Source organism: Desulfosporosinus sp. FKB (assembly GCF_002196705.1).
Taxonomy (GTDB): domain Bacteria; phylum Bacillota; class Desulfitobacteriia; order Desulfitobacteriales; family Desulfitobacteriaceae; genus Desulfosporosinus.
Map to the genome: position 1 here is coordinate 1 of NZ_NADJ01000010.1, position 24,915 is coordinate 24,915.

23 protein-coding genes and 1 rRNA gene are annotated in these 24,915 nt (G+C 40.5%); 4 read left to right on the forward strand and 20 right to left on the reverse strand.

Annotated features, from left to right (window positions below; translation table 11 throughout):
- Positions 1-205: ribosomal RNA gene (locus B5Y67_RS01690) — 16S ribosomal RNA — on the reverse strand; the annotation flags it as partial.
- A gap of 644 nt (positions 206-849) precedes the next feature.
- On the opposite strand from B5Y67_RS01690, the gene B5Y67_RS01695 reads away from it, so the two are divergent.
- Positions 850-3,546 carry a PAS domain S-box protein gene (locus B5Y67_RS01695; protein ID WP_348982270.1) on the forward strand — a complete coding sequence of 899 codons (2,697 nt, stop codon included), beginning with the start codon at positions 850-852 and terminating at the stop codon, positions 3,544-3,546.
- A gap of 183 nt (positions 3,547-3,729) precedes the next feature.
- On the opposite strand, the gene B5Y67_RS01700 is transcribed toward B5Y67_RS01695, so the two are convergent.
- The 4 genes from B5Y67_RS01700 to B5Y67_RS01715 all read right to left on the reverse strand — a co-directional run bounded on the left by B5Y67_RS01700 (position 3,730) and on the right by B5Y67_RS01715 (position 8,595).
- Positions 3,730-4,989, reverse strand: a complete 1,260-nt coding sequence (locus B5Y67_RS01700; protein WP_088224859.1) for an MFS transporter — start codon at positions 4,987-4,989, stop codon at positions 3,730-3,732.
- Positions 4,990-5,368: 379 nt separating this feature from the next.
- On the reverse strand, positions 5,369-6,052 hold the full coding sequence (locus B5Y67_RS01705) for a response regulator (protein ID WP_088224860.1): 684 nt from the start codon (positions 6,050-6,052) through the stop codon (positions 5,369-5,371).
- On the reverse strand, positions 6,045-7,628 hold the full coding sequence (locus B5Y67_RS01710; RefSeq protein ID WP_088224861.1) for a sensor histidine kinase: 1,584 nt from the start codon (positions 7,626-7,628) through the stop codon (positions 6,045-6,047). The genes B5Y67_RS01705 and B5Y67_RS01710 overlap by 8 nt, the downstream gene beginning before the upstream one ends.
- Before the next feature lie 541 nt (positions 7,629-8,169).
- Positions 8,170-8,595, reverse strand: a complete 426-nt coding sequence (locus B5Y67_RS01715; RefSeq protein ID WP_170932550.1) for a universal stress protein — start codon at positions 8,593-8,595, stop codon at positions 8,170-8,172.
- 329 nt (positions 8,596-8,924) lie between these two features.
- Here B5Y67_RS01715 and B5Y67_RS26300 point away from each other — a divergent pair, with 329 nt between their 5' ends.
- Positions 8,925-9,065: a hypothetical protein gene (locus tag B5Y67_RS26300; RefSeq protein ID WP_170932551.1), complete on the forward strand. Its 141-nt coding sequence runs from the start codon at positions 8,925-8,927 to the stop codon at positions 9,063-9,065.
- 259 nt (positions 9,066-9,324) lie between these two features.
- On the forward strand, positions 9,325-9,591 hold the full coding sequence (locus tag B5Y67_RS01720; RefSeq protein WP_088224863.1) for a hypothetical protein: 267 nt from the start codon (positions 9,325-9,327) through the stop codon (positions 9,589-9,591).
- A 173-nt stretch (positions 9,592-9,764) separates the two neighbouring features.
- On the opposite strand, the gene B5Y67_RS01725 is transcribed toward B5Y67_RS01720, so the two are convergent.
- The 3 genes from B5Y67_RS01725 to B5Y67_RS01735 form a co-directional block, all read right to left on the reverse strand.
- On the reverse strand, positions 9,765-11,744 hold the full coding sequence (locus tag B5Y67_RS01725) for a methyl-accepting chemotaxis protein (RefSeq protein WP_088224864.1): 1,980 nt from the start codon (positions 11,742-11,744) through the stop codon (positions 9,765-9,767).
- A 248-nt stretch (positions 11,745-11,992) separates the two neighbouring features.
- Positions 11,993-12,361 (reverse strand): hypothetical protein, encoded by a 369-nt coding sequence (locus tag B5Y67_RS01730; RefSeq protein ID WP_088224865.1) that lies wholly within the window; start codon positions 12,359-12,361, stop codon positions 11,993-11,995.
- A 666-nt stretch (positions 12,362-13,027) separates the two neighbouring features.
- A complete protein-coding gene (locus tag B5Y67_RS01735) occupies positions 13,028-14,308 on the reverse strand; it encodes an amino acid permease (RefSeq protein ID WP_088224866.1) in 1,281 nt (426 codons plus the stop codon).
- A gap of 121 nt (positions 14,309-14,429) precedes the next feature.
- Here B5Y67_RS01735 and B5Y67_RS01740 point away from each other — a divergent pair, with 121 nt between their 5' ends.
- Positions 14,430-15,377 carry a LysR family transcriptional regulator gene (locus B5Y67_RS01740; protein WP_088224867.1) on the forward strand — a complete coding sequence of 316 codons (948 nt, stop codon included), beginning with the start codon at positions 14,430-14,432 and terminating at the stop codon, positions 15,375-15,377.
- 113 nt (positions 15,378-15,490) lie between these two features.
- On the opposite strand, the gene B5Y67_RS01745 is transcribed toward B5Y67_RS01740, so the two are convergent.
- The 12 genes from B5Y67_RS01745 to B5Y67_RS01800 all read right to left on the reverse strand — a co-directional run bounded on the left by B5Y67_RS01745 (position 15,491) and on the right by B5Y67_RS01800 (position 24,851).
- Positions 15,491-15,787, reverse strand: coding sequence for a hypothetical protein (locus tag B5Y67_RS01745; protein WP_242975777.1), 297 nt, complete (start codon positions 15,785-15,787; stop codon positions 15,491-15,493).
- A 376-nt stretch (positions 15,788-16,163) separates the two neighbouring features.
- The gene (locus tag B5Y67_RS01755; RefSeq protein WP_088224868.1) at positions 16,164-16,529 is read right to left on the reverse strand and encodes a hypothetical protein; all 366 of its coding nucleotides are present in this window, start codon (positions 16,527-16,529) and stop codon (positions 16,164-16,166) included.
- Positions 16,530-16,772: 243 nt separating this feature from the next.
- Positions 16,773-17,360 carry a poly-gamma-glutamate hydrolase family protein gene (locus tag B5Y67_RS01760; RefSeq protein ID WP_088224869.1) on the reverse strand — a complete coding sequence of 196 codons (588 nt, stop codon included), beginning with the start codon at positions 17,358-17,360 and terminating at the stop codon, positions 16,773-16,775.
- 394 nt (positions 17,361-17,754) lie between these two features.
- On the reverse strand, positions 17,755-18,573 hold the full coding sequence (locus B5Y67_RS01765; protein WP_088224870.1) for a DUF92 domain-containing protein: 819 nt from the start codon (positions 18,571-18,573) through the stop codon (positions 17,755-17,757).
- A gap of 27 nt (positions 18,574-18,600) precedes the next feature.
- On the reverse strand, positions 18,601-18,837 hold the full coding sequence (locus B5Y67_RS25130; RefSeq protein ID WP_170932549.1) for a hypothetical protein: 237 nt from the start codon (positions 18,835-18,837) through the stop codon (positions 18,601-18,603).
- Positions 18,838-19,620: 783 nt separating this feature from the next.
- A complete protein-coding gene (locus B5Y67_RS01775) occupies positions 19,621-20,463 on the reverse strand; it encodes an FAD/NAD(P)-binding oxidoreductase (RefSeq protein ID WP_242975778.1) in 843 nt (280 codons plus the stop codon).
- A complete protein-coding gene (locus B5Y67_RS25670) occupies positions 20,420-20,824 on the reverse strand; it encodes an FAD-dependent oxidoreductase (RefSeq protein ID WP_242975779.1) in 405 nt (134 codons plus the stop codon). Before B5Y67_RS25670 ends, B5Y67_RS01775 begins: the two co-directional genes overlap by 44 nt.
- 306 nt (positions 20,825-21,130) lie before the next feature.
- Positions 21,131-21,391: a hypothetical protein gene (locus B5Y67_RS01780; protein WP_088224871.1), complete on the reverse strand. Its 261-nt coding sequence runs from the start codon at positions 21,389-21,391 to the stop codon at positions 21,131-21,133.
- 205 nt (positions 21,392-21,596) lie between these two features.
- Complete coding sequence (locus B5Y67_RS01785; protein WP_088224872.1) at positions 21,597-22,181, reverse strand: UbiX family flavin prenyltransferase; 585 nt, start codon at positions 22,179-22,181, stop codon at positions 21,597-21,599.
- A gap of 122 nt (positions 22,182-22,303) precedes the next feature.
- Positions 22,304-22,528 carry a non-oxidative hydroxyarylic acid decarboxylases subunit D gene (locus tag B5Y67_RS25675; RefSeq protein WP_088224873.1) on the reverse strand — a complete coding sequence of 75 codons (225 nt, stop codon included), beginning with the start codon at positions 22,526-22,528 and terminating at the stop codon, positions 22,304-22,306.
- 4 nt (positions 22,529-22,532) lie between these two features.
- Positions 22,533-23,954, reverse strand: coding sequence for a non-oxidative hydroxyarylic acid decarboxylases subunit C (locus B5Y67_RS01795; protein WP_088224874.1), 1,422 nt, complete (start codon positions 23,952-23,954; stop codon positions 22,533-22,535).
- Between the two features lie 252 nt (positions 23,955-24,206).
- The gene (locus tag B5Y67_RS01800; RefSeq protein WP_088224875.1) at positions 24,207-24,851 is read right to left on the reverse strand and encodes a hypothetical protein; all 645 of its coding nucleotides are present in this window, start codon (positions 24,849-24,851) and stop codon (positions 24,207-24,209) included.
- Positions 24,852-24,915 lie beyond the last annotated feature (64 nt).

The window sequence follows — 24,915 nt, forward strand, 5'->3', positions numbered from 1 at the left end:
CCCGTCCGCCACTATCTAACACTTAACACTCAGCGTTCCGTTTCCCAAGTATGTTGGCACTTTTAATGCGTGGAGCGCTCATGCTTCGCGCTCTCGCTGTCCCGACTTCACTGAACACTCAGTGTTAAGCATTAGACCGTTCGACTTGCATGTGTTAGGCACGCCGCCAGCGTTCGTCCTGAGCCAGGATCAAACTCTCCAAAAAAGTTATCTCAACTTCTTTAAAGAAGATGATATCTTGCTCATGATTTCATGATTCTTTTGAAACTCTTGCGAGTTTCTCTCATTGGCTGTCCTTGTTGTTTAGTTTTCAAAGACCACGGATGGTCTGGGTGTCGCGAAGGACATGGACGTCCGGGAGCGACCAAAGACCATGGATAGTCAGCCATCATGGCCGGAGTTACATAATAGCATTTTCAATTCTCATTGTCAATTGCTAATTTTCAACTCCTTGCGTCCCTTTACCAAATTTCACTCGCTTGGTATTGAACGGAACTTGATGTTAGCATTTTCGACTTATATTGTCAATTACTAATTTTTAAATTCTTACATCCAAGTTGCCGAATTCTCTCTCAGCTGTTTTGGCCGGAAACACATCTTAACATCTTTATCTTATGCTGTCAATTACCAATTTTGATCATTGCTCTTCTCTATGATAAGTCCTGATGCCAGATAAATTCGGCATTCGTTAAAAGCAGTATTAGGAAATTGCAATTAATTTATACAAAAAGTTATTTTATTAGATATTAAAGCTTAATCAAAATAATAATACGACATAACATTCCGACAACATTTTTTCAAAATTAGGAATATAATTTTAACCGTTGACATAATTTGCAGAAATGGGAAGTGGTTTATTTGTACTACGACTTCTTATCAAATGTACTCAATGTCTTGTTTCTCTGCGCTGCTGTCATATGGATCAACCTATCTTTGAACAAAAAATACTCTCCTTACTTCTTAGGCGTAATGTTTGGACTCATTACTATCCTTACAATGGATGGTAAAATCACAGTCGTTCCTGGTCGCTTCTATGATTTCCGACACATTACCATGACCATGGCTGGGTTTGTTGGCGGTCCCGTGACAGCAGCAATAGCCGCTATCATTAGTTCGCTTTATCGATACAATGTTGGAGGAAGCGGTTCAATGGGCGGTGTAACCAGTATCGCCGTTTTTGCCTGTTTTGGAACTTTCCTAAGAAAATACATTAAGAGTACCCAAACTGGAAAGAAACTCTTTTTTTGGTGTATCATAGGCATGTTTATGGCATGTATCTTTCTATTTATCATAGGATTCATTCCCCCCTGGAAAGGAGATGCTGCAAAAGTCCTTAGAATTGTTACGGCTCCATACTTAATCATTACTCCATTAGCCACGACGATTATTTTTAACTTCTATTTCTGGACTTACGATTTTTTGGGTAAAGCCTCCATCCTTAATACAATCTTAGCAAATAGTCCTCTAAACTTAATGGTCTTTAATAACCACGGGCCACTTTTGCTTAGTAAAAATATAACGGAAAAATGCTCGTTAAAGTCCTTCACTGAAACTCCGAATCTTCTGTTAAACCGTTATAAATCAGTGTTTGATACCACAAAACAGCTTCAACAGGAAATTTTAACAGAGAATAACCGGTATTTTATCGCCGACTTGGCAAGATTTCAAATGCCTAGTGGTGAAGAAGCATATGTTGCCATCATCAACGATATTACTGATCAGAAAAAGGAACAGAAAAAGCTTAGAGGAGCAACAGACCGATTTCGAAAAACGTTTCAGTTGAGTCCCAACATGATGGCTATTCTAAAAAAACCCGATTATCGGTATATAGATGTCAACAATCGTTTTCTAGAAGAAAGAGGCTTCTCTCGTGAGGAAGTTATTGGTAAAACCCCTATTGAAATGGGGGTTCCTGAGCAAGAATTTAAACTAATTACCAAAATTATTAACAGTCAAGGATCAGTGCATAACATAGAAAGTGCACTTATTACAAAATTTGGTACAATTGGAACATCCATCCTTTCCGCTGAAACAATTACTATGGATGATCAAGAATGTATTTTAATAGCGTGTAATGATGTGACCGAAATGAAACGAATGCAGCGAGAACGAGTGGATCAACTTACAAAATACCTTTCCTTAGAGGCCGAACTATCCCGAAGTAACCAGCTTATCGCAGATATTATCAATCATATGCCTGACGGATTTTACGTCCTTGACCATCAATGGCGTTTTACCTTCATCAATAATAAAGCTGAGGAATTATTGCGCAAATCACGAAATAAACTTTTAGGCAATGTTCTCTGGAAAGAAATTCCACAAGCACAAGGGACGTTTTTCCACTTGAATTATCAAAAAGCCATCGCCCATCATGAACCTATGACCTTTGAATATCAAAGCTTTTTAGAGAAAGGCATCTGGTATCAAGTAAAAGTATATCCCTCTGAAAATGGATTATCGGTTTATTATCAAGATATAACTGAGCAAAAAACAACATGTGAAAATTTAATCAAATCGCAGCAAGAGATAGTCTCAATCCTTGAAAGTATGACTGATTGTTTTCTCGCTGTAGATAGAAACACTCAATTGACGTATATCAATCGTGCAGGTGAAATCGCTTTCGGAAGATCTCGTGATGAATTGTTAGGTAAAAAAATGACGGAAGAATGGACCATTATGAACACTGCCCTACTACACTCTCAAGACGTTCTCAGCGAAAACAAATCTATAACCTTTGAAGTTTTCTCTGAGGTGTTAGGCAACAAATGGTTTGAAGTTAGCACTTACCCTACAGAGACTGGTCTAAGCTCTTATTTCCGAGACATTACAGACCGAAAGGTTGCTCAAGATGAAATGGCCAGACTAGATCGCCTGAACCTTGTAGGGCAAATGGCTGCTGGGATTGGGCACGAAATACGGAATCCAATGACGACCGTGCGCGGTTACCTGCAGCTTATGGGGGTGAAACCTGATTATGCTGCCCAAAAATCCACCTTCGAACTGATGATTTCAGAACTCGATCGAGCAAACGATATTATTACAGAATTTTTATCCCTCGCTCAAACAAAGCAAACCGAGCTGAAACTTCAAAGTCTCAACGACATTCTTACACATCTTTACCCGCTTTTAGAAGCTGACGCGTTTACTCAAAACAAGAGAATTCAGTATATCCCGGAGAAAATCCCAAATCTTGAATTGAATAGAAAGGAAATTACTCAACTAATTTTAAATATAGCTCGTAACGGGCTTGAAGCTATGGAAGAAGGCGGTAGTCTAACTCTTAAAACTTATTTGTATAATAACCAAGTAGTGCTTGCCATTAAGGATGAGGGTTGCGGTATCCCTCCTGAAAATATGAATAAACTTGGAATCCCATTCTATACGACGAAAGATTATGGAACGGGATTAGGGTTAGCAACCAGTTACAAGATTGTAGAATCGCATAACGCCAAAATTAGGGTTGATTCCAATTCTAGCGGAACAACTTTTTACATAGTCTTTTCGATTCCAAACTTAGGCGAAAAGCGGGAAGGTATGATTGCCTAAGGATACATTTAGCTGCTGTATTTTATTGTTATCTGGTCACGAATTATAAAAGCCGCTCACAGAGCGGCTTTTAATAGTCCTTTATCCATCCTTCACTTATCCATTATCAATAAAGAGAGGCAATCTATCAAAGTATCGGTGGTAATGATATCCACACAAAGAATTGTTAAACTTACAGAGAAATCAAGCTGCTGAGGCTTTGCTTTCTTCTTGCACTTTTGAACCCGGAAGCATCGTATAGTAGATAATCGCACCAACAAAAGCCAGGATTCCTGCCAGGATCAAAGCGCTATTGAAGGAATGGGTAGCCTGAACGAGTATCCCAGTAATAGTTGGGGCCAGGAAACCGCCGACATTACCGCCGAAGTTTTGGATAGAGGCAACGGAGGCAGCCTGTCCTGCGGGAGCAATTTCCGAAGCAGCGGCCCATGCGGCTCCGTTAGAAAACATAACTCCAAATTCAGATATAGTCAAAAGGATTAGAGCTGTGAAGGCAGAATTTGCGTAAACCGCAGGAATGATGGTCATCGCCAGAATGAGCCCCAGGCTCATGGCAATTTTTCTGCCGTTCGGCGTCTTGCGCACCCAGATATCTGAGGTCCTGCCGCCAAGGAAGGCACTAATCGTACCGGCAATAAACGGCATCATCCCATAAATTCCGGAATGCAGGAGGGTCATATGGCGAGCCTGCACAAGGTAGGTCGGTAGCCAGGTGACAAAGACAAACATGATATAGAGCTGACAAGCGTAGCCGAGCATCAGACCCCAGGTCGACACTTTCTTAAACAGCTGTATCCAGGGCACGCGGGGCTGTTCCTGCACCGTTGTGATGTCGGCGTCAATTAAAGCGTTTTCAGCCGCATTGACCCGCTTGTTGTCTTTTCGGTCACGGTAGAGAACAAGCCAGAAAAGGAGCCAGATGAAACCGAGGGAACCGGTAATGATGAAAGACATTTGCCAACCAAAAGAACTCACGATCCAAGCAACCAGAGGGAGGGCAATAGCGGAGCCCATGTTTACCCCGGCAGTGAAAAATCCGGTTGCAATTCCTCTCTGCCGCCGGGGAATCCAGTCAGCAGCTGTCTTTGTCGCTGCCGGAAAAGCAGGCGCTTCGCCAACACCCAAGAGTAAGCGGAAGATGTAGATCGAACCGAAAGAAGTACCCAAAGCTGTCGCCATCGAGGCGAGAGACCAGATAATGACAGACCAGATATATGTCATCCTGGTTCCGATTTTGTCAATGAAAACACCAATTGGCATTTGCAAAAGTGCATACGTTAAAAGAAAAGCTGAAGAAATAGCGCCCATGGCCGCAGGTGTCCAGTTTAACTGTTTGGCAATGACCGGGAGCGCAACTGATAGATTAGTTCGGTCGAGATAATTAATCGTCGTTGCGAAGAATAACAGGGTTATTACTTCCCAACGCACTTTTGTAGGTTTCATTAAAGATCCCCCCAATTCATTCTGTAGTTTAATGTGTAGTTTGAATTGAAACAACGGCTAATCTGTGTTACGAATATGCAGCAATTCATTCCGGAGTCTTTTGTTTCCAGAATCTGAAAATTAGAAAACCTCCTTTTTATATAGAAAATAAACGCAACTTCATATTAGCCGAAGAGGAGGACCATTGACAATATTCTGTAAATTAAGAGTTATTTTTGTAGATTAAGAACTTTAAATTCATTTTGCTCCTGCGAACTTTATCACCACAATTGTTCTTGACTTGTTCTTTTCTTCAGGTGCTTTCTTAATTTGAATGGATGAGTTCTGCAGCCTTCGGTAAGAAGGTATCACTGTGTGCGTTAAAAACGGGCAGTATCTCCTAGAAGTCCTTGAGTTTGAATTTATGCTGAGGCCGGCCGACTTTTCCATACTCGATCAAAAGTTCTAATTTTCCTTCCCGTTCCATGACGTCAAGATATTTGCGAACGGAAACCCGTGCCATCCCTAAAGATTCTGCTGCTTCATCTGCGGTGAAATACTCTTCACCGTTCTGGACAATGTGATTCCAAATTCGCTGAAATGTATATTTACTCAAGCCCTTTTCCAAAGGCTTATCTGTTTCATCCTCCGCTCTTCCGGGCAGAACGTAGCGATCCAAGGCATCCTGTTCTATAAAAATACTGTTTAGCAAGCTGTCGGCCCGCTCTTTATATTGCTGCATAGCATCTTTGAAACGTTCAAAGGTAAAAGGCTTGATCAGATAGTCGACAGCTCCAAAACGAAAGGCTTCCAGTACACTCTCGCTGCGTTTGTCGGCTGTAATCAAAATAACATCGATGTGAATTTCGTTGCTGCGCAGCCACTTGAGAAAGTCAATGCCGTTTTCTTTAGGGAGAAATAGATCGAGCAGAATCAAGTCAATCTTTTCCTTTTGTACATACTCGCGGGCTTCCGCCAAATTTGCGGCCGTTCCCGCCAAATTAAAACCTGGAACTTTCTTGAGAAATTTTGTGTTCACGTGGCTTACCATGGGATCATCTTCTACGATCAAAACATCAAACATTCATGTTCCTCCCCTTGATGGGCACTGAGATGTACCATGAGGTCCCCTTATCAACCTCAAAGCGAATTGTACCCCTAGCGTCATCGATAATTTTCTTCACAATATACATACCGTAACCTCGTTGTCCGGATTTGCTTGACATGCCTAGGTTGTAGATGTATGGCTGAACAGCTTCAGGAATACCTGAACCATTGTCCGAAACGGTAATATTGAGAAAGTCGTCTTCCTCATCAAGCTTCACATAAATTTCTCCGCTGCCATCACTCTTAACTGCATCAAATGAGTTCTCAATCAGATTTCCGAGTACGGAACACAGATCATCGGCAGTCATTGCTTGAGGAAGTTCAGACAGGTTGGAATTGGGGTCGATTTTCAGCTTTATCCTAGACTCTTCCGCTTTGTTGTATTTGGCAAAGAGCAGCGCTGACACGGAAACATTTTTTATCTTCCTGGTCAAAATGCCATTAATATTGTTTCTCGCTTTCGCCGTGCTCGAAATATAGTCGACGGCTTCATCGTACTCTTCCATCTGAATCAAGGCAGAGATCGTGTGCAATTTATTCATGAACTCATGATTCTGCGCCCTCAGCGACCAGGCCATTTTCTTAATGCCTGTAAGCTCTTCAGCCATCTTTTTCACCGCTGTCAGATCACGAAAATTGATTACGGCACCCATGACTCGGTTTTTTTCGTCCAGGAGAGGACTATATTTGCATACGATCGTAAGTCCTGGTTTTATTCTGATTTCCACATCCTCCAGCAACTGACCAAGGGACAAAGGACCCTGCTTTTCGTTCCTGAAGATGAATTCAAAGACGTTCTTTCCTTTGTCGCTTTCATTAAGGTCCAAGATGTTAGCTGCTTCTTTGTTATATAAAGTGATTTTTCCCTTGTCATCGACAGCGACAATTCCTTCTTTTACATTTTCCAAAACAACTTCCCTCTCCTTGAGTGCTAAAGCAATCTCTTCCGGTTCCATTCCGTAGATTGTGTTCTTAATACTCAACGACAGGAAAGCTGCACCCAATCCTCCGAGAAAAAGGCCAAGAACTATGAACGGCAAAAAACTCAGCAGGGCTTTGTACACATCTGAGTTAAGTTCTGTCAATAAGATACCGACAGACACGGCACCTATTTGCTGCCCGTTTTTATAAATTGGGGCAAAGGCACGTAACGATATGCCCAGCGTTCCATGAGCCTCAGAAACATATTCTTGTCCGGATATCAGGACTCTTTTTTCGTCTCCGCCTTGAAATTTTTCTCCAATTCTTGTTTCTACCGGGTGAGAATAGCGGATTCCTTTCATATTCATGACAACGATGAAGGCAACTCCGGTTTTCGACCGAATCGATTCAATCTGCTCATTAAATGCATTCTCTGTTAAAGTGCTCTTCCCACCTAGAAAGTCCTGAACTTCTGAAAAATTAGCCACAGAATTGGCAATATTTAAGAGACTCTTACTAACCTGGTTTTTTACAAGACTTTTCATTTGATAGACTGATAAAAACACGATGCTTCCAATAGAGACAGATAAGATGATGAGAAAATAAATGCTGATTTTACGTTGCAGACGCATTAAGTTTCCTCCGTATGAAATTTCTTTAGCCAAAGAAGTACGCCCCAGAGCAGCCGGTAGGAAGGAGTTTGTGTCAATTATACCACTTTCCTATCAAAAGTTGACGATTTGACGTAAACCATCTTCAAGCTGTTTGATGTAGTTTTTACGTCCCTACGCTATCCACATGGAAAGGGCTCTCAACGAGAGCCCTTCCACGGATACATTTCGCAAAATTGTTTATTGTTTACATACTTGTCTCCGTCTGTGGATTTGATTTGATTTGATTATCCGTACCATATTCTCCCTCTCCTTCTTTGGTTATTTAAAATAATTTCACCCGACCAGCAAAGGGATGCAGGCCAAGCAGACGGTTTTTCAATGTTCGAAGCACACGCACCCTTTGCAACATAGGAAAAATGCTTGCACAACTATAGCATGAACAAACAACTGGCGGGATATAGTATTACCCACCAGTTGTTTATGGGAATTCCTGATGCCGAAGTCATCAAGGTGATCTGTAAGGAATTAGTCAAAGGAACGACATGGAATGCTTTCTGTTTTATTTAGCGATAAGCACAGAACATTTTGCTCCGTGGAGAACGAATTGGCTGACACTGCCCAGCATAGAACCGGCAATTGCTCCATAACCATGGCTCCCCATAACAACAAAGTCAATCTTCTCATTATCAATTTCATCTAAAATTACTTTCCCCGGTTTGATCCCTACTTTTATCTTTTTGGTCAAATTGATATCACTTAAATCGATTCCTTCAAGTGTTGCTTGCAATACAAATTCGCCTTCTTTTTCAACGAGTTCCGGCGGAAATACATAACTTGAAACACGAGAATTATACACATATGGATCGTGCATGACAAATAAAAGTTCTACTTCCGCGTTAAATTTTCGAGCAAGCTCTAATGCTTGGATTAACGCACGCCGCGAATACTCAGAAGAATCTGTTGGTACCAATATTTTATTCAACACAATCACCCCTTAAAGAATATTAGCCCTTAATATTCTACACACTTCTTTTTATTTCCTTTTATATTTTAAAATTATTATAAACACTTCCTCTGCTCCAGCTGCATTTTCTTGAGCAACAGACACGATGGATTCAATACCCTCTCAAAGAACTCGATCGAGCAAACGAAATTATTGCAGAATTTTTATCCTTCGATCAAACAAAGCAAACCGAGCTGAAACTTCAAAGTCTCAACGACATTCTTACACATCTTTACCCGCTTTTAGAAGCTGACACGTTTACTCAAAACAAGAGAATTCAGTATATCCCGGAGAAAATCCCGAATGTTGAATTGAATAAAAAGGAAATTACTCAACTAATTTTAAATATAGCTTGGAATGGGCTTGAAGCTATGGAAGAAGGCGGTGGTCTAACTCTTAAAACTTATTTGCATAATAACCAAGTAGTGCTTGCTATCAAGGATGAGGGTTGATTCCAATTCTCGTGGAACAACTTTTTACATAGTATTTCTGATTCCAAACTTAGGGAAAAAGCGGGAAGGCATGATTGCCTAATATTCGTTATAATTAATATCCAAATCGAACTCCTTAGGGAAATTTATAATATGTTGTTATCACCTTCTTAGGACAAGTTTCATAGTATGTATTAGAAACAGCCCAATCCAACATCTCCTTTCTCATCTTATCTTGGCTCAATAGCCAAAAATCAAAAAACGAGAGGAGATAATATTTATGGCCGGTTTAGGATTCCCTCCTTTTGGCGTACCCCCTTTTGGTGCCCCCCCATTTAATGCTATTCTGTTTGACACTTTGCCGATAGGAGCCCGTATAGTAATTGGTACTGATTCGAGCACTTGGGTTGGAAATTACGGCGGCGTTATTGACGGTGTGGCATTTGTGACTAACGCTCGGTTATTCTCAAATATCGGAAACCAAATTGACGGAATTCAATCCGTAGTGAGAATCCCTGTCCGACAAATAACCTATGTAAGCTATTAAAATCAACAGCCCCGGTGAACCGGGGCCCATTTTACTTAAGATTTTAGTTTATGGGCTAGGCGCTTTCGGCGGAAGTGTCCACAGGACACTTCCGTCACCGAAGCCCCGATGTTCAGCTTTAGCTGAACGAGTTCACTCAAGACAATATTTATATTATAAAGAATTGTCTTGGCTTAAAGCTTAAAAATAGCCACAGCTTTATCCAAGTCTTCTCCCAACATAACTAAAGTTCTGGCTGCAGCGGCAATTTGCTCTGTTGCGGCACTCAATTCCTCTGTACTTGCGGACACTTCCTCAGCTCCAGCTGCATTTTCTTGAGCAACAGACACGATGGATTCAATACTCTCTGAAATGTCACTGACATGGCCGCCAATTTGTTCTGAAGAATGCTTAACGTTTTCCATTTGCTCACCCATGGACCTTACGATCTCGGAGATTCTTTCAAAGGAATGATTCGTATAATTTACAGCTTGCTCTTGCGCTTCAACTACCGTTTTTGCCTTACTCATCTGATCCGATGCTTCTTGAGCACGACTCTGAATGTTGCCAACAATTTTGGCAATTTCTTCAGTTGCTTGTCGAGATCCTTCTGCTAATTTTCTTACCTCATCGGCTACAACAGCAAATCCTCGTCCATGTTCCCCAGCACGTGCTGCTTCGATGGCCGCATTGAGAGCAAGCAAATTCGTCTGTTCGGCAATGTTGGAGATGGTACTTAAAATGACTCCAACTTCTTGAGATTGTTGGGCTAGATGCTCAATGGTCACAGCAACTTGATGGCTTACTTCTAAGTTTTCCTTCATTTTTATAGTTTGGTTTGAAACTGCTTGCATTCCCTCTTCTACGGATGCTTTCGCTAAATTTGCATCGTCAACCGTTTTATTGATCATAGCATTTACATGATCAACTGCGTGAACGATTTGATTAACCATTTCAACAATTTGTTGTGAGCTCTCAGCTTGATGACTTGCTCCTCCCGCCATTTCTTCTATCGCACGGGCAACCTGTTCAACGGAAGACGAAGACTCATCAGTGGAAGTACTTAATTCCTGAGCCGAAGCCACTAATTGGCTTGAACTTTGATGCACTTCTGAGACGGTATTTCGCAAATTTTCCGTCATAGTTTTTAACGACTGTCCAAGAATACCCAGTTCTCCCATAAAACCGTCACTGATCGTTACGTCTAATTGACCTGTCGCTAAAACGTCAGTTTGTTCTGCTAAAGTTACAATCGGTTTGGAAATCCGTTTGCTAATAAACCAAGCTAAGATTGCAATAAGTAACGCCACTCCGAAGCCTACTCCTAAACTCATGTACAAAAGCTTCGTGGCAAAGCTATAGAATTCACTAACAGGCGCTGTAAGAACCAGATGCCAACCTGTATTGGGAATCGTCGTATAAACCACTTCTTTGTCAATATTTTCAAAGATATATTCCCCGGTACCTTGTTGATTTTTTAACATATGGGAGCCAATCTGATTAAGGCTTTCAGAATTTGATTTTATAACATTGAGTTTTAGAATTTGTGTCTTTTCCGGATGAGCAATAACAAGTCCTGTATTATCAAACAAATATGAATACCCTGTCTGTCCATATTTTGCATTATCAACGATTGCTTGAATAGCATCACCTTTAAGACTCATAACAAGTACGGAAGATCCATTGTTACCCTGTAATGGTATAGCTATTGGAAGGATATCATTTTGGGTACTCTTGGATACAAGCATCGTGGAAATGACAGGCTTCCCTTTGAGAGCAGATTGAAAATAAGAGCGATCGCTAATCGTTAATGTTTTTCCTGAAGAATTAACGGCTTGTCCCTTCTCATCCGCCCAAAGAAGATCCTCCGCGTAAGGAACAGCTTCAGATTCACGTTTTAGATAATCCATAATCTGTGCTTTATCACCTGTGGCAAACACGGGATTTTTGCCGATGGTATTAAGAACATCCATTTTTTCTTTTAACCAATCGTTTAAAACGTCAGCAGCTAAGGTAACAGTTTGGTTCATATTATGAATGGCGTCCTGAGTCATATTATTTTTACTCGTATAATAATTAAAGGTGCTTAAGCCCAAAAGGGGTATCAGGGAAAGCACAAGAAACCATAGGATTAATGTTCCGGCAATTGATTTTAAGAAACTCGTCTTTATCATTTTTATCACCCTCTCAGCAATATGTATCCTATAATAGACTCCTAACTATAAGGTTTATTTAGTTCTTATTAAGAACCATTCCTTTGTTATTATCTATTTAATAGATACTTGATTTCGACAAATTTCCGAAAATTCCTCTATTAATCTGACTGTAAAATGGAGTTTATTTTCACTACCTAGATAAAATACCAAAGACACCTACCCGCTCATCCAAAAAGAGCTGCACGATATTAAGTACTCGATACTTCTCACTCAAATAAATTAATCTGTTTATGCTCAGAAACCCTGAATATCGCTTTTTCCAGCTTCTCATCGTTTTGAATATTACTATCATCCCGAATTATTTCTTCGAATTCCAAATACTCATTGCTGCCGATAGCACTGGCTCTAACTTTGAGGATGGAGTTCTGTTTCAGATCGGATAGACAAATCAGTTGAGTGCGATGTTTCTTAGCGATTTCAAAAAGCGGGTTGAGTACCGGAATACTGGAATTACCCAAATAGATATTCAATAACTCCCGGTTATACATTAGTTTGGCTATAGACTTTTTGATCTCTTCTTCACCTTTTTCCTCTAGCATTGACAATGACAAAGCTGTTGAACCAAAAAAAAACAAAGGACTTACCTACTCCTAGAATACAGAAAAGTCCTTTGTTTTTTTATCCAGTCAGAAAGGGATTTATGTTTATGAAAAACCCATTTCTCCTGAAGGAGAATGTATGTTGTGTTTTACCAGTTAATAATCCTCGACAAGAAGCCTCTTTCACTCATTAGTTTTTACTTCGTCTAGAAAATTCCCTCGGTGGATCGTTACAATATATAATATAGCAGCTTTCCGTGACGAACATGTATTCCTAATATGATTATAACCATTATTTTGCATATTAAACATTTCTTTTAATTTTTAAAGCAAATAGTCAGGATACTTGTCTGGTAAATAAATTCACCTTGTCAAATTATATATTCTATGCTAAAATTAAATTTTGTAAAAGGAGGTGTGCATTTGAGTAAGAAACAGATTACTATGATTCATGAAATTCTCGCTTCAGTTGGGCTTGAATCTTTAAAAGCTTCTGAGCCAAAGAGAGTCCTCAAAAAAATCTCCTAAAAAGGGGCGTGATGAAAATGATGCTAATTTCATATAGCCAAACCTTAAGTGAGTGAAAACGAGTTCCTGATTAAAAATTAGGAACTCGTTTTTTATTTATATCTCTCTTTTCTGCCTTCTTTTCCGCTTTGTTTAATCGCCTCTCTTCACCGCAATTCTGCTTCTCAACCGTAACTAACTTCGATATTTAAATGACAAACTGTTTATATTTCTTAGCCTTCTTGTCACCCCGAAACCAACAATAATGACCAAAGGGTACAAAATTGCCCAACCGACAAATGGAAATACGGCCGCTGTTGAAAGAAAGGAAAGCCAGCTTATGCGCACTCCCCAATAACTACCTTTTAGCAACCGGATTCCAGCTGCACAGCCGCCAAGATATGTAAGAATGAAGGTTGCATTTGGTATTTGTATAAGGGTTGTTAAGGATATTGTTCCATTCGCATATACATAAAGAACAACAACAAAGCATAGAACAAGAAAGGCAATTCCACCGATTGGCGTACCAAATCGTTTAGACATAACACTCATCCAGCGTGGAGCCTCCCCCTCTCGGGCCAAGGCGTACGCAAGACGAGAAGCTGCACCCGTATAGGCGATAATAGTCGCAGTACAGATGAACACACCTGTTAATCCAGCAGCCAAAGCCCCCCATCGCCCGAAAAGCTTACTTATAACCAATACAAGTGAAGCATCTGATCCTGCTGTGTTGTAATTATGGGTCCCAACAGTAGCAAATGCTGTAAGAAAATACAGTAAGCCAACAATGACAGCAGCAATAGTTACTCCTTTTACCGCCGCACGTTGAGGATCTAAGAATTCTTCGGATAAATGAGAGACCGCCTCCCACCCAATATAACACCAGAACAAAATAGAAGCAGCCTTGCCAACACTCCACCAACCATGGGGCATGAACGGCCTAAAATTTACATACTCAATATTAGGAACAGCTCCGACAATGACGACCATCAGCACAGCAACGATTGCCAGGACAACAGCAATTTGCACTTGACCCGCTACTTTCATGCCGACAACGTTGATAAATAGCCCAACCGCAAGCATAACTGCTGCCATAGCAACTCGCATACTATTACTCCAGCCCATAGCTGCTGACATATAGCCAGCACCTGTCAAGGCAGCCACTGGGGCGCCAATAGGTACAGACATGAGAAAAAACCAGCCAACAAGCGATCCAGCTTCCGGCCCAAATGCCTTTGTTACAAAATAGGAAACCCCTCCAGCATTCGGAAACTTAGATGAAAGCAACCCCATAGACAATGCCAGTGGTAAGATAAGCAAAGTCATAAGCCCCCACGCCAGCAGGGAAGCCGGGCCAGCGATCTCCGCTGCCAACCCAGGAACAATTAGAACTCCCGATCCTAGTACGGCTCCGATATAGAGAGCTATTGCCTGGGGCAATCCGATAGTACCCTTAAGTCTTCTTTCATTACTCAATATTCTATCTCCCACTTCACTTGAATTTTCTCTAATAGTACCAGATAATGATATCATCAGGAAAACGGAATATTTCGATGATATGCATCGAAATAACCGATGATAAAAGGGAGATCTGAAATTGGAAATACGTAATTTATTTACATTTCTCAGTGTAGTCGAAGCTGGTAGTTTTACCCGCACCGCTAATATGTTGGGATACGCCCAGTCCAGCGTAACAGCTCAAATTCAAGCACTTGAAGCAGAACTTGAAACGCCTTTATTTGATAGGTTAGGCAAAACCATTGTCCTTACCGATGCTGGACAACGACTAATACCTTTCGCCCAAGAAATTACTAAAATGCATGCCTTGGCCAAAGAAGCGGTCCGGTCGGACACTGCTCTTGCCGGTACACTGACAATTGGCGCTCCGGAATCGCTGGCAGCCTTTCGCTTGCCCGGTATTATCCGTGAATATAAAAGCAATTATCCAGAAGTTAAAATAACGTTAAAGCCCGGTGTATGTTGGGAATTACGTGACCTTATCCGTTCAGGAGAACTGGATCTTGCCTTCCTGCTTCAACCGGAGACTGAAGACCGGGAGCTCCACATTGAAACTCTCGTACACGAAAAAATGGCTCTCATTGCACCACCGGACCATCCCCTTGTCCGTTGTGAGCATGTCGAGCCTGCCAATTTAAAGGACGAAACGATACTGCAAACTGAGCAGGGATGTACCTACCGCACATTGTTCGAGCACCATCTTAACAAACACGGAATCTTTCCCAATCCTGACCTTGAGTTCTGGAGCATTGAAGCCATTAAAAACTGTGTTATGTCAGGATTAGGCCTATCACTTCTTCCGCTGATCACCGTGCAAAATGAAGTGCGTGAGGGTAAACTCGTTCAGCTTGCCTGGGATGACAGGGAAGAACGTCTAGCCACCCAGATTGCATATCACAAAAAGAAGTGGCTATCACCAGCATTACATGAATTCTTGCTTCTTGTTGGGCAGCACGCTGAAAAATGGCGACAGGACTGGGGGTGTAATGCCTTTTCATCTAGTACAAATTTAAACCTAGATAAATAGGCTCCACATATTTTGGGGGCATCACTTGATTGCTCCTATTCTTCTATTACTTTATTCATCACTGGGTCTTGCATAGCAATCTCCTCCAAGGTCTTAAAAAAAATCAAGGGTCTCTAGATGACGCTGATTTCTTGAACCATCTCACTTTGTTTTTCAGATACCTCTCTATAGATCTCTAACACAGCTTTATTCGTAACTGCTCCAAAGTAAGCCGTGATCATTGATCCGATAACTATACCATAGAAACCCATCCGTGTTAAAGAGTAAATACATATCCCTACAACAGAAAATAGAAAACCAAAAGAAAAACCCATCCTAAAGCTTAATCCAAAGTTATTAAATAAGAAACTTATTCCAAGTTTGAAATTATCTCTTAGGCTTACTCTATCAACAACGTTTGAGTAAAGCATCTAAGGCACCCCTGTCAGGACATTTACTTGAATATCTTGATCTCTTCTTCCGAAAGACCTGATATCAGAAATTGATTTAAACTCCATGCCCTTCTTAAGGAGTTTTTGAGTTACTTCCAGCAAACTCTCTACTCTACCTTCTTCTCTACCCTCTTTTCTGCTTAGTTTAATCGCCTCTCTTAACCGCAATTCTGCTTCTTGAACCGCAGCCTTTTCATCGAGTACAAACTTACGCCGAGCTAAATATTCTTCACGTATTTTGGGGTCATTTTACAAGAAGTTTAGGTAGTCCCATGAAATGGATCTCAAGAGCATCGCTAAGTTCAAATCCCTCATTCTCCTTGTTTGCTTGATTAGGCTGTTTATACCCTTTGCCCTAAATTGTTTTTTCAAGCGCAAGTAGGGGGTCAAAGTCAGTCAGTTTGCAAATCTCTTTGAAATAAACGAGTAAAATGAAGATTTCGCGGGGTTCTTCAAATTCATCGACATGCTCGATATTAATTTTCTTCTCTTTAAAGAAACTTATCAAGCTTAACTCTTGGCGTTCTTCCTCGTTAAGTAAATTATACTCCTCGACTAGCTTCAGAAGCTTCGCCTGATTTTCTTCGTTAACTTCTATATTCGGGAAACGACAGTTGCTTGAGTTTTCTCCGAAGTATACCATCTCTTTGAGGGATGATTCCGGGAATTTCGTAACATCCCCATGCTCCTCGGAATTCCAGATTACATATTTTTTTTGCATATTTTAAAAAATCTCCTTTAATGAATGTCAAAATTTATTCCCTATAACTTCATAGCTTTTTCATTTCTAATTGTTCTTTTTTTACTTTACCACCTTGATCCGAAATATTTCAATAGCAGTATGTCATAATTACATCCCATATGCTGTTTGATTTTTAGGAGTTTTAGCTGCATTATGGCCTCCCAAACAAAAATACCGACGCCCTATTTGGCCATCTTGTAACTTTATAATATAATCCACTTCTCAACGTAATTCCTGAGCTTTAATAACTGACCGAATCGCGTCTACAAATCGGTTCCTACATTCTGCATCTTTAACAATTCTGCTTCTCAAAGCATAACTAATTTCTAACTGTACGCCTTTTCCAGTACGTCCTCTATTACAAATATTAGTTGCCCGCTCCCCACGATATTTCTGTTCACAGTCTTTAACAATAAAACCTCGATTTTGTAATTCTATCCGTAACAAAGTTGTAAATTCCGAATCTAACCCGCCAATCATTAGGAATTCTTCGGTTGAGTTTTTAAGGCCATGAATTGTTAACACGATATACGCTTCATGAAGGGCTTGAAGCAAAGTTGGTTCATCAAAATTGTGGCTCGTAATATGGAGCTTCCTGACTTCTATATCTCTTATTCCCTCAAATAAATACCAGGCAAAATCTTCTTTTGCTATCCATTGTGCAATTTCAGAAGTATAGGGCTCAATATTTCCTCCATGTGGAGCAACGACTAAAACTTGATGCCAATTTTGGCTAACCTTTATCCGATAATCCCGATCCTCTTGTTCATGCAACTGTAACTCCCGGAAATTCGAATAAGTATCTGGCATTGTTTCCTCCCATGTTTCTCTAGTAATCAGATATGCAGGAGATAAGATTCCTAGATCATCGTAATTAATCTATTGAAAACTTCAAAAAATTCTTTTTCCACGCCAAGAAAATCTCTCAAAGAGAAATCTGGTTCCGTTGCTTTATCTGGTGGAACATCAAATATCGGAAAATCTATTTGCTTAAGTTCTTCCTCCGATAAGTCACCAAGCCAAACCTTACATAGTCAAATATGTTATCAATTATACCACTGTACTTAGACAAATTGTTGTTCACGTCTCCCGTTTTTGCCTACATAAGTAAAATCCAGAGCAACACGCCCTGGATTACATCCCCGCAAAGCCGTTTAGATTATTTGGTTTTTAACCCCGCTCTCGCAGGTTTGAAAGAAGTTCATTACAAAAAAGTTATAGCACAATATGCAAGACCTGCAGCCACTAGGGAGCTTACGAAATTGACCATATCATTACCGAAAAATTCAAAGCCTTTTACCTTCTTGTTTTTCACTCTACCGTCGGCTCTTTTTTCCGTGAGCTTCCCGGTACTGTCAACATAGGCGGGTTGGAAAAGCAACCCTAAGGCACTGTCTATAGCAGCCCCTGCAAATCCAAATATCGCAATAATTGTACAATTCCTTATCAGTTCAAGGAAAGGAAAATGTACAAACATAAATATTGTATATATTCCAGCAATAAACAAAGCACCGCAAGCACTTGCAAACAATCCAAGGAATGTCACCCCACCAGACATGCCTTTTTGTACAGGCTTTAAATTTATAATGGAAAATGGGGTTGCCTTACTCATAATACCGATTTCCGAAGCCCATGAGTCAGCATTACAGGCTGCTATTGCTACAAAATATGCTACGTAAAGCTGTTTATCAGGCATCAGGAAATGAGCTGCTGCAATGATAAATGCAGCCCCACCGTTGGCTAAGACCTGAACATGGTCTCTGTTTCCTCCCTTTTCATACAATGCCTTTTCGAGCTCTTCTTTCTCCTTTGCACGAAATTTTGTAAAAAAGCTGGAGGCTATAAAGAATCCTAACAAAGCAGCCAAGAAAGGAATACCACCAGAACTATAAATCCCAACAGTCAGGAAAAGGGCAAAAACAGCCCCCAAAAGTGTGAGTGCCTTCGCTTTGTATGCCAAAATACAAATTGCTATAATGCTGACAATTACTGAAATATCTATCCAAAGAGTATCAAAAAGCATTTTCTTCCAGAACCTTTTTAGTTTATTCTAGCATAAAGAAAGATATGGGCTGTACACCTCTTTGTCAACTGAAATGAAGTCAGGTCCCAATCCAGGGTTCTTCTCAGCCACACTTCGCCCAATCACCCGTAATACATTCGGTGCATTCTCCGATATGTAACAGTTTGTTCCGGCACACTGGGCATTGATCATGGCAATTAACCATTCTTCACAGGGTTCCGTACAATAGGATTTCCTACTACACTTAGCACAGACATCTCTCATTTTAATCGCCTCTTAGCACATATACTTGGTATATATAGAACTATTGTTCCTATTACATCCACTTTCCGTTCGAATATCAATCATTTCTTACGTAAGAGTATATATCAACCCTCACCGTCAAAAGATGATGAGGGTTGATTACTGTTTTTGAAATACATCACCTACTTAAAGGCACAAATTCCCTGCATTTAAATTTTCGTATAGGAAATTCTAAAATCATTGAAGTATTAGTTTAGAAAAAGAACGGCGTTTTCTTTACGAAAGAGGTTAATGATATACGAAAAATTGATAACTCTATGGTAGCTGGATTATTGGGTGGATTAATTGGTGTCATGTGTATGGACATTTCGAATTTCATATTATGGCGTAATAAGACAACAGAGGGTCTTTACGGTCATATTGCAGGATCAATGATTATGAAACCATCCAAACTTAATAAGACGAGTAATTTCCTACTTGGGCAGGTATTTCATATGACAGTTGGATCATGTTTAGGGGTTGGTATGTCTCAAATATTGAAGCGATTTGATAAAGATAATTACATAATTAAAGGGGGTCTTTTTTCAGTAGTTGTATGGGCGGTTTTCTTTATAATTTCGGACAAAAAATGAATTTCTTTCGAATGAATCCTCGCCTAACAAAAAGTGGTTATGCATCGATTTGGCACCATCTCATTTATGGACTTGCGACCTCAAAGGCTATAGTTACTCTATCTGCTCCAAATGTTTTTCCTGAAAAAGAACCTATTAATACTCAAGACAAAAGGCTAGTACACTGAGAGGGTTAAGGTAACATACTGTAGCCATACCTTACTTTCCAAAGATAATACTTTTCAAACATTAGTTTGCAAACATCATAAAAGGGATTTGGTATCACTATGGAAAACTTTCGAGGTTTAAGTAAACTATCTGTTATACTCAGCATTTCTTTGTCACCGGCATCCATTATGCAAATGTCCGGTATTTTACTCATCGGCTTCGCCTCTAACTTAGTTTTTCCATTTATTAATCTCACTATATTTTCCGTTGCAGTTTTGGCGGATTCATCTGCTGCATATCCCGTCTTCGGTACACCAATGGGTACTGGAGTTCTAAATTTAACGGGAAGATCTGCAGCAATGCCAACTCCAAAAATATTTGAGTATTGTGTATGTTGGTACGTATTGTGAACAGGTATAAAGGCATCTGTAGTACCTAATTCGATAGAATCTCTGACGACCTTAGCGCCTTTAAACATTGGCATAATCATCGAAAACTTGTAGGGGATGCTTTGCCCGCTTTTAAGAACTATGTTTTTGCTCGAAACCTCTTGGATTTCCGCGTTCGTGATATAGTTTATCCTAAACATAGGTAACAGTTTTTTAAGAATGAAGTTACTTCCAGTGATGCCGCCTATGCCCAAGTGCCCTAAGAAGGGCTCAGGGGTAATAAAGGTAATGTTGACTTTCTTTCGTATACCCAAATCACGACATCGCTTTTCAAGGTTAAACATGAATTCGTAAGCGGGACCAGTACATTGAGAGCCTTGAGTGACGCCAACCACTACGGGACCCGGGTCTTTAATAAATTCTAACCAGCGTTTTCTAGTTTCCAGCGCCGTTTCTGGAGTGACGATAAACGACAACATTGCTATTTAAACTTAAACCTGTTATTTGATCAAAGATCCATTCAGGGCCAGTTGCAATGATTAAATAATCATACTCAAAGTCTTTGTCGCCACATCGGATAAACCTATCTTTCGCTAATATTTCAGTGATTTCACTACATATGAATTGAACCCTTGCTTTCGCCGCTAAAGGTTTTAAAGGTACCGTAATATCCTTGAGTTGCCTCTTCCCAAAGGGGAGCCATATGAGCGAAGGAACAAACAAGAAATTGGGTGATTTAGAAAACATGATAATCTCATGTCCATGACCTAATTTTCGTCTGAGTTCTAATGCACTTGTGAGACCCGCGAAGTTACCACCTATCACGATAATCCTAGCCACAGTTTTTCCACCTTAGTTTCGAAGCGACTATGCCTTTCATTATTTTTGTTGGTATCCGGCATCTATACTTCGTCAATCAATGTTGAATCTGATAATAACATTGATTTTAGTATGTGAATTATAAAAGATAAAATTCAGTTCTGCTACAATTACCAATAAGATTATTGTTTTGAGAGAAACTTCCAAAAGGTAACCCTACCAGTTCAATTTCTCGTCAAAATTGATACGCATTGTACATGAAAATTCAGGTGTACTTGAAGGATCCAAAGGTTCCTCGCTCGGTCCGATACAAGATTGTGTTTAACACTAGGTGTGTATATCCGCTTTTGTCACCATTTTATGTATTTTATTGTAGTCCTCACCTATATACTGTGGTAAAAGCGAGACCAAAAGCACTTTTAGCTCCGTTAGATTATTGGCTCTACATTTTTCACGCTGTTGTAACTCGTTCAACTCGTCATCAATATCAACCAATTCGGTTCTATATTTTGCACGATTTTCATTTTTGTGGTTTAAATTTCTTACTAATTCTACCCATCGTATTAATAGAATTTCTGAACGAGTCATTTAGATCCTTCCTTTCTATTTAACTTAAGCAGCATAATCAAGAATTGTATTTAAAGAAGAGATTAAATTTTCGAATTCTAATCTTTCTGCCATTCAATTTACGACACGAAAAAATCCAAACATGTGATATTTGAATTACTTAGCTTTCATAATAAAGAAAAGTATCTTGGACATTGCGTTCGTAGATACTTTTCTTCTTTACGAATTACGGCAACAATGTTGTGACATGTCCCTCGCCGGCCCAAGGCTTAAAACCACTGTGTTCAAGCCCAAACTGCCTTAATATCTTGCCGGTTATATGATTTATCTGATCGTGGATAGTCTGGGGATAATTGTAGAACGTCAAGACCGGTGGAATAATTGTACATCCCAAATCAGCTGCTGCAAGGAGGTTTTTTAAATGAATTCTGTTAAAAGGAGCTTCTCTTGGGACGAGAACAATACGACGGTTCTCCTTAAGGCATACATCGGCCGCCCTGACAAGTAAATTATCTGCATACCCTTGGACAACAGCGGACAGGGTCTTCATGCTGCAAGGAATAATAATCATGCCGTCAGTCGTAAAGGAACCACTGGCAATTGATGCTGCCATGTTTTTAACGTCATAATAATAATCGGCCATTGCTATTAACTCTTCCATTTTCAAATCAGTTTCAAGGCTTAACGTCTTCTGAGCTCCGTCCGATATTACCAAATGAGTCTCACACTCGGGTTGAGACTGAAGTGCCCTTAATAATTCAACACCCAGTATAGCCCCGCTGGCTCCAGATAGCCCAACGATTATCTTCATTATAATTACCTCCCTTCTCGGTTGATCAGGTTCCATAAGAAATATATCTATTTTAACCATCTTGCTTAGTAGTGGGGATACTCTTCAACATTAACTAATAATGCTTCAAACAAACTATCAAGCTACTTCTTAAGGTTTGGGATGGGGGGTATTATTTCAAGTGACGGTATTTCCTCAGGTTTAATTTTAAATCTCTTATCATACTTAACAGGGTCTGTTATGTCCTCACTTTCGGTCGATCTCCAGGAGAAGTTACATGTATTGCAGAAATAAACTTCCCATACATTGCCAACCGGAGATTGGACCATTAAGTCGACCGTGTCCGAATCACATCTTGGACAAATCATGTCATTACCGCCCTCCCATATTTCTTACAGTGTTTTTCAGATAGTTGGTCCAATAGTCAGTTTTTACGGGCACATCCAAAAGTTCGGTTTCTCTTCCTACATCCGGGGCAACCGGGGTAGTGGCATCTATTATAAGCTTGGTGTGCATCCCGGCCGGTTCTGATGATGGATCCAGCGGCATGCCAGGTGCCCATGGTATGAGGATCACGTCTTTCGAAGGCCGAACTCTGGTAGTTAAGGCCCACATGACCTGCGGCAGGTTAAATGGGTCAACAAATTCATCCACAATGATGACTATTTTGGAATAGGGCATACCGTGAGGCGTTGACAAAAGCCTCATAGCCACTGCCTTGCCATATCCGCCTAACCGTGATTTGGTGGAGACAATTACCCCTATTCCATGAGTGTACATGGCATTAACAGCTACCACTTCGGGAAAATCCCTTTTGAGCTGTCTGAATAGAGGAATACTGGTGTTTAAGGCCATTAGATAATCAATCTCCGTCCAGGGCATGCCCAGATAGAGGTTTTCAAATATGGGGTTTGCTCTATGGGTAATGGTGTGAATTTTTATTTCTGGCTGGAGTCTGGCTCCGGAATAACTGCCCGGAAACTCACCAAAAGGTCCCTCAATATGTCGTTCTCTGGGTATGATGTACCCTTCCAGAATTATTTCGCTGCGGGCAGGAATATCAAGACCAGCCACTTCACTTTTGGTAAGCTCGATTGGTTCTCCTTTCAGTGCTCCAGCAAAGGCATATTCCGATTGAACGTATTCAATTGGAGTACTGGCCATAAAGCTGAGAACGGGATCATTGCCCAGGCAAATAGCAATAGGCAGCGGTTGATTCAGTTCTTCCGCCTTCCTTAAATGAATTGCGATGTCATGGAAAGGCAACGGTTGAATACTCAGCCGGTCTTTTCCTTGGACTTGAATTCTGTATATTCCTACATTTTCTTTATCAACGTTGTCAGGCTCATCCAGATCTTTGCTGACGACTAAGGCTTTGGATAGATAGAACCCGCCATCAAATTTGTTAATACGAAACAGGGGAAGCAATTCAAAAAGGTTGATCCCCTCCGTGATTTTGATTTCTTTGCATGGAGCATCCTTAACCCATACGGGTTTTACCGGATAGTCAGACCATAATTTATCGAGAGTAAAAAATTGATCCTGTATCGAGGTATCCTTAGGCAAGCCGAGCATGAGTGCATGGTTCTGCCACGAACCATGCACATTTAAAACCACACTGTTTTTATATCCAGTTACCTTTTCCACCAGCACAGCTGGGCCGTTATCCAAATTGGGAGCAGCCCTTCCTATGGCGCTTAAATCAGGTTCCGGCATAAGCTCTTCTTCTATTCTTACTAACTGGTTTTCTTGCTCCAAGAGGGCTAAAAATTCACGTAAATCTTTATAAGCCACAATATCACTTCTTTCAAGATCGATTATGAAATCAGTTTTCCCAAGAAACAAATCTTGAATATTAATTCATAAATGCCGGGCAACGGGTTTCTACCCATTGCCCCAAGCATAAGGGGGATTAAGGTTTTTGAGTTCGAACATTATACCGTGCGCATTAAAACAAACCTTTCTTATCACACATGTATTATTTACTCTGCGATCTGGGGAGGTACCCATTACCTTCCCGGTAACATCTTTAAGGGAACAAAGAAATTATGCTCTCGGGACTCCAGTATTCCCTCTTGGCGTATGACCACTCAGAATTGGACCTGGATTAGGTATCACTTCCCTTTCAAAAGCCCAGTTTATACAAATGACACCAGACCACCAGAGGCCTAAACAACCGGCTATAAGAGACAGCCAGGCGGCAATAGGGGCACAAATAGCTGGAGAAACCCAATCTAATTTCATTAGAGTAATGAAAATCGATGAGGTAATCATAGCCATCATAATCAGATTCAAGTATAAAGGAGTGCGTTTGAAAAACGCCGGCGACCATAGTATTTGAGCAAGGGTCAGGCCAATCCATCCCCAGCCTTCAATTGTACCGTCAAATTTTAAACCAGCATGCCCGCCGAAATATTCCATCAGCATGGCAAGACCCGTTGCCAACATAAAATAGCCACTAAACCAGGTAAACAGGTTCCCTCCCAAAATATTATTAATGCGCAATTCAATGATTCCTACCACTATCTGAATAACAAAACCACCCAACAGCCACATAGCAAATATTGGCAGGCAGGTTGGTGCCACTCTTCCAGAAAGAAGGGCAAAAAACATGATTAAAGTTGTTCCTAACGCGACTAAACCGGCTGGACTAGGGTTGGCAAATGCTGAATCTTGGTGTTCGCCTGACATAAAATCTCTCCTCCCAATAATAACGTTTGGCCTATAATTAACTAGTAGTCGTCTGAGGGCATCT

Excerpts from the sequence above, each read along its gene's own strand:
- B5Y67_RS01700 (WP_088224859.1), bottom strand. The coding sequence starts at position 4,989 with ATGAAACCTACAAAAGTGCGTTGGGAAGTAATAACCCTGTTATTCTTC.
- B5Y67_RS01705 (WP_088224860.1), bottom strand. The coding sequence starts at position 6,052 with ATGTTTGATGTTTTGATCGTAGAAGATGATCCCATGGTAAGCCACGTG.
- B5Y67_RS01710 (WP_088224861.1), bottom strand. The coding sequence starts at position 7,628 with ATGCGTCTGCAACGTAAAATCAGCATTTATTTTCTCATCATCTTATCT.
- B5Y67_RS01720 (WP_088224863.1), top strand. The coding sequence starts at position 9,325 with ATGGCCGGTTTAGGATTCCCTCCTTTTGGCGTACCCCCTTTTGGTGCC.
- B5Y67_RS01725 (WP_088224864.1), bottom strand. The coding sequence starts at position 11,744 with ATGATAAAGACGAGTTTCTTAAAATCAATTGCCGGAACATTAATCCTA.
- B5Y67_RS01745 (WP_242975777.1), bottom strand. The coding sequence starts at position 15,787 with ATGCTTTACTCAAACGTTGTTGATAGAGTAAGCCTAAGAGATAATTTC.
- B5Y67_RS01755 (WP_088224868.1), bottom strand. The coding sequence starts at position 16,529 with ATGCAAAAAAAATATGTAATCTGGAATTCCGAGGAGCATGGGGATGTT.
- B5Y67_RS01760 (WP_088224869.1), bottom strand. The coding sequence starts at position 17,360 with ATGCCAGATACTTATTCGAATTTCCGGGAGTTACAGTTGCATGAACAA.
- B5Y67_RS01765 (WP_088224870.1), bottom strand. The coding sequence starts at position 18,573 with ATGCTTTTTGATACTCTTTGGATAGATATTTCAGTAATTGTCAGCATT.
- B5Y67_RS25130 (WP_170932549.1), bottom strand. The coding sequence starts at position 18,837 with ATGAGAGATGTCTGTGCTAAGTGTAGTAGGAAATCCTATTGTACGGAA.
- B5Y67_RS01775 (WP_242975778.1), bottom strand. The coding sequence starts at position 20,463 with ATGTTGTCGTTTATCGTCACTCCAGAAACGGCGCTGGAAACTAGAAAA.
- B5Y67_RS01780 (WP_088224871.1), bottom strand. The coding sequence starts at position 21,391 with ATGACTCGTTCAGAAATTCTATTAATACGATGGGTAGAATTAGTAAGA.
- B5Y67_RS01785 (WP_088224872.1), bottom strand. The coding sequence starts at position 22,181 with ATGAAGATAATCGTTGGGCTATCTGGAGCCAGCGGGGCTATACTGGGT.
- B5Y67_RS25675 (WP_088224873.1), bottom strand. The coding sequence starts at position 22,528 with ATGATTTGTCCAAGATGTGATTCGGACACGGTCGACTTAATGGTCCAA.
- B5Y67_RS01800 (WP_088224875.1), bottom strand. The coding sequence starts at position 24,851 with ATGTCAGGCGAACACCAAGATTCAGCATTTGCCAACCCTAGTCCAGCC.